The following is a 3637-nucleotide window of genomic DNA, read 5'->3' as shown; positions in this document are numbered from 1 at the left end:
CCGGCCCGAGTCGCTCCGCTGGCCGGTCATGGGCGCAGCGCGGCGGTGACGAACTGTCCCGGCTCCACGCCGGCCCTCGCGAGCACGGCGCCGTCGGGCCCCCAGATCGCCGAGTGCCCGGCGCAGCGGTCGTAGCCGTCGCCGGTCGACCCGGCGAAGCTGGCGAACGCCACGAACACGCCGTGCTCCAGGGCGATGCGCTGCCCGCGTGCGTCCTGCTCGTCCGATTCGTGGTCGAACATGCAGAGGCCCGCCACATAGGCGTCGACGCCGAGCGCCAGGGTGTCGGCCTGGTGCGCGGGGATGCTGGTGTCCTTGCAGGCGGCCAGGCCGAGCCGCCACCCGTCGACCACCACGACCGCGGGCCCGTCCGGACCCGGCCGGAACCGGACCTGCTCCGACCCGCCCAGATACACCTTGCGGTACGCCACGCCCACCCGGCCCGTGCGACCGTCGACGGCAAGGATCGCGATGTTCGGCCCGTCGACCGGCGCGCCGGCGAGCGCCAGGGTGCCCGTCTCCCGGCACGCCTCGACCAGCGGCGCCAGGCCCGGGTGGTCCGTGGGCACGAGGTCGGCGTCCAGCTCATAGCCGGTGAGCGACAGCTCGGGGAACACCACCACCCGCGCCCCGGCGCCGCGGACCATCAGGGCGTGCGCCGCGGCGTTGGCGGCCACGTCGTGCGCGACGGCCACCGGCTGCGCGACGGCGACGGTGAGGGTCTCCCGCATCCGTGGATCCTACGTGCCGGGCAGGTTGGCCTCGAGGCACTGCAGCGCGCGCAGGGTGGCCTGCTGCTCGGCGGCGCTGAGCCCGTTGACCGTGTCCGCCTCCAGCCGTGACCACAGCAGCTCGATCCGCTCGCGCAGCACCAGGCTCGCCGGGGTCGGCTCGACCAGTGTGGCCCGGCCGTCGGCCGGGTCGGCGACGCGGCGCACGTAACCGGCCCGCTCGAGGCGCTGGACGCTGCGGGTCATGCTGGCCGAGTCGGTGTCGAACTGGGTGGCGAGCTCGCTCTGCCGCTGCGGCCCGCAGTCCCACAGCATCATCAGGATCAGCTCCTGCCCGGGGTGCAGGCCGACCTCGCGCAGCAGCTGCCGGGCGTGGGCCTTGTGCGCCTTGGCCAGCCGCACGATGGCATGGCTGATCGGCCCGCAGATCGCGGCCGCGGGCCGGGTCCGGGGTTCGGTGGCCATGACACCAGGTTACCTGTCCGGGTCATGTGGCACCCGTCACTCCGTATTGGCGGAATGAACCGCGTCCTGACGCCATTTACCTGTGCGGAACAGCTAACCGAAGGGGATGGCCGCAATGAGCACAGCGTTCGAACCGGTCCGGATCGGCCGGCACACCGCACGCAACCGGGTCGTGATGGCGCCGATGACGCGCAACCGGGCCTACGGGCCGGGTGGCAGCCCGACCGAGCTGATGGCGACCTACTACGCGCAGCGCGCCGACGCCGGTCTCATCGTCACCGAGGGCACCCAGCCGTCGCCGATCGGGCAGGGCTACCTCAACACGCCCGGCCTGCACGCACCCGAGCAGATCGCGGCCTGGAAGGTGGTCACCGACGCGGTCCACGCCCGGGGCGGCCTCATCTTCGCCCAGCTCATGCACACCGGCCGGATCGGCCACCCGAGCCTCAACCAGCTGTCGGCGACCCCGGTCGGCGCGTCCGCGGTCCGCGCCGACGGCAGCGTCCGCACCGCCACCGGTCCTGCCGACTTCGTCACCCCGGAGCCCCTCGACGACAAGGGGATCCAGCGGACCGTCGAGGACTTCGCCGACGCCGCGCGCAACGCCGTCGAGGCCGGCTTCGACGGGGTGGAGCTGCACGGCGCCAACGGTTACCTGCTGCACCAGTTCCTGGCCACCGGCAGCAACCGCCGCGACGACGAGTGGGGCGGCGGCCCCGAGGGCCGGATCCGGTTCCCGGTCGCCGTCGTCGAGGCGGTCGCGGCCGCGATCGGCGCCGACCGGGTCGGCCTGCGGATCTCGCCGTCCAACCCGTACAACGACATCAGCGAGGACGACCACCGCGAGACCTACACCGCCCTGCTGGCCGCCATCGACCCGCTGGGCCTGGCCTACCTGCACGTCGCCGAGGGCCCCGACGTCGACTTCACCCCGCAGCTGCGGCAGCGGTGGAGCGGCACGCTGATCCTCAACCCGTTCACGCCCGGCGCGTACACCGGCCCGGACGCGCTGCGGCACGTCGAGAGCGGCGCGAGCGACCTGGTGTCCTTCGGCGCGCTGTTCCTTGCCAACCCGGACCTGCCCGAGCGGCTGCGGGCCGGCGCGGGCCTCAACGCCCCCGACTACAGCAAGGCCTACGGCGGCGACCACACCGGCTACACGGACTACCCCACGCTCAACTGAGACCTTGACGTTCATCGATATGGATGATTGGCTGCGGGGGTGTCGATCCGCCGGTTCCTCACCCCCGCGGCCTGTGGCCTGGTGCTGCTGAGCGCCACCCCCGCGCACGCCACCCCGACCCTGCCGGAGGCGAAGGCGGACAACGCCTGGTCGGCGTCGCTCGCCCCCACCGGCGACGACGACGTCAACGTCGCCTGGTCCGCCGGCGCGCTGCGGCTCGCCGACCCCGCCGCGGTGCCGGGCGGGCAGCGGGCACCGGTCGCGCAGGGCCTGCTGCTGACCGCGCCGCACGTCCTGGCCACCCCGGCCGGCCGGGTGACGGCCCAGGTCGCCGGGTCACCGGCCGGGGTCGAGGTCGAGTACCGCGGCCTGGCCGGCGAGCGGTGGACCGAGTGGCAGGCGGCGGGCGCGGTCCTGCCGGAGCAGGTCGGCACCGTGCAGGTGCGGGTGCTGCTGACCGGCGCCGCGACCGTGACCTCGGTCCGGTTGACCGCCTCGCCGGCGCCCGGCACGCCGTCGCTCGCCGCGGTCGGGTCCGTGTACCGGATCTACGCGACCCGCGAAGGGCTCGTCGGCGGCACCACCGCCAACGGCCACGTGATCACGAGCCGGGACCACTTCGTGGCGCTGCCGTCCCGCCGTGGCCTGGCGCCGAAGAACACCGGCGACTACACCGTGCGGGTCTGCACGACCTCCGGCGCGCGCTGCGAGTTCGCCCCGGTCTGGGACGTCGGGCCGTGGAACACCACGGACGACTACTGGAACCCGCCGGCGACCAGGCAGTCGTGGAAGGACCTCCCGCAGGGCCGGCCGGAGGCGCAGGCGGCTTACCAGAGCGGCTACAACGGCGGCAAGGACCAGTTCGGGCGGACCGTGGCCAACCCGGCCGGGATCGACCTCGCCGACGGCGTCTTCTGGGACGGCCTGCAGCTCACCACCAATTCCTGGGTCGACGTCGCCTACCTGTGGACCGCCGGTGGGCCGCGCGGCGTTGTCGGCAGCGGCCCGCTGAACATCCGCGCCGGTGCCGCCTCGACCTTCGCGAGCAAGGGGTACGCCGCCACCTACGCCCAGGTCCCGATCGAGTGCTGGGTGACCGGCCAGTCGATCGCCGGGCCCTACGGCACGACCACCCGCTGGGACCGGGTCGGCGCCGGGCAGTACATCAGCCACGCCTACATCGCCTCGACGTCCGGCGGTGCCGCCCCCGCCTGCTGAGCGTTCCCGGTGGCTCAGGCGGCCCGCCGCCACAGGCGGG

Annotated in this window: 4 protein-coding genes; 2 read left to right on the top strand and 2 right to left on the bottom strand. The window is 74.0% G+C overall.

Annotation, left to right across the window (positions count from 1 at the left end; genetic code table 11):
• Window positions 1–26: 26 nt before the first annotated feature.
• A complete protein-coding gene (locus Dsi01nite_RS13860) occupies window positions 27–731 on the bottom strand; it encodes a carbon-nitrogen hydrolase family protein (protein ID WP_203846541.1) in 705 nt (234 codons plus the stop codon).
• A gap of 9 nt (window positions 732–740) precedes the next feature.
• Entirely contained in the window at window positions 741–1196 is a 456-nt protein-coding gene (locus tag Dsi01nite_RS13855; protein ID WP_203846540.1) for a MarR family winged helix-turn-helix transcriptional regulator, read from the bottom strand.
• A 115-nt stretch (window positions 1197–1311) separates the two neighbouring features.
• On the opposite strand from Dsi01nite_RS13855, the gene Dsi01nite_RS13850 reads away from it, so the two are divergent.
• Together Dsi01nite_RS13850 and Dsi01nite_RS13845 are read left to right on the top strand one after the other, a co-directional pair.
• Window positions 1312–2379, top strand: coding sequence for an alkene reductase (locus Dsi01nite_RS13850; protein WP_203846539.1), 1068 nt, complete (start codon window positions 1312–1314; stop codon window positions 2377–2379).
• Window positions 2380–2418: 39 nt separating this feature from the next.
• A complete protein-coding gene (locus Dsi01nite_RS13845) occupies window positions 2419–3597 on the top strand; it encodes a DUF8814 domain-containing protein (protein ID WP_203846538.1) in 1179 nt (392 codons plus the stop codon).
• Window positions 3598–3637: the final 40 nt, after the last annotated feature.

The sequence above is a fragment of the Dactylosporangium siamense genome, from assembly GCF_016862795.1.
GTDB classification, from domain to species: Bacteria; Actinomycetota; Actinomycetes; order Mycobacteriales; family Micromonosporaceae; genus Dactylosporangium; species Dactylosporangium siamense.
The sequence above is the reverse complement of the archived record's forward strand: the minus strand, read 5'-3'. Positions and strand labels throughout refer to the sequence as shown.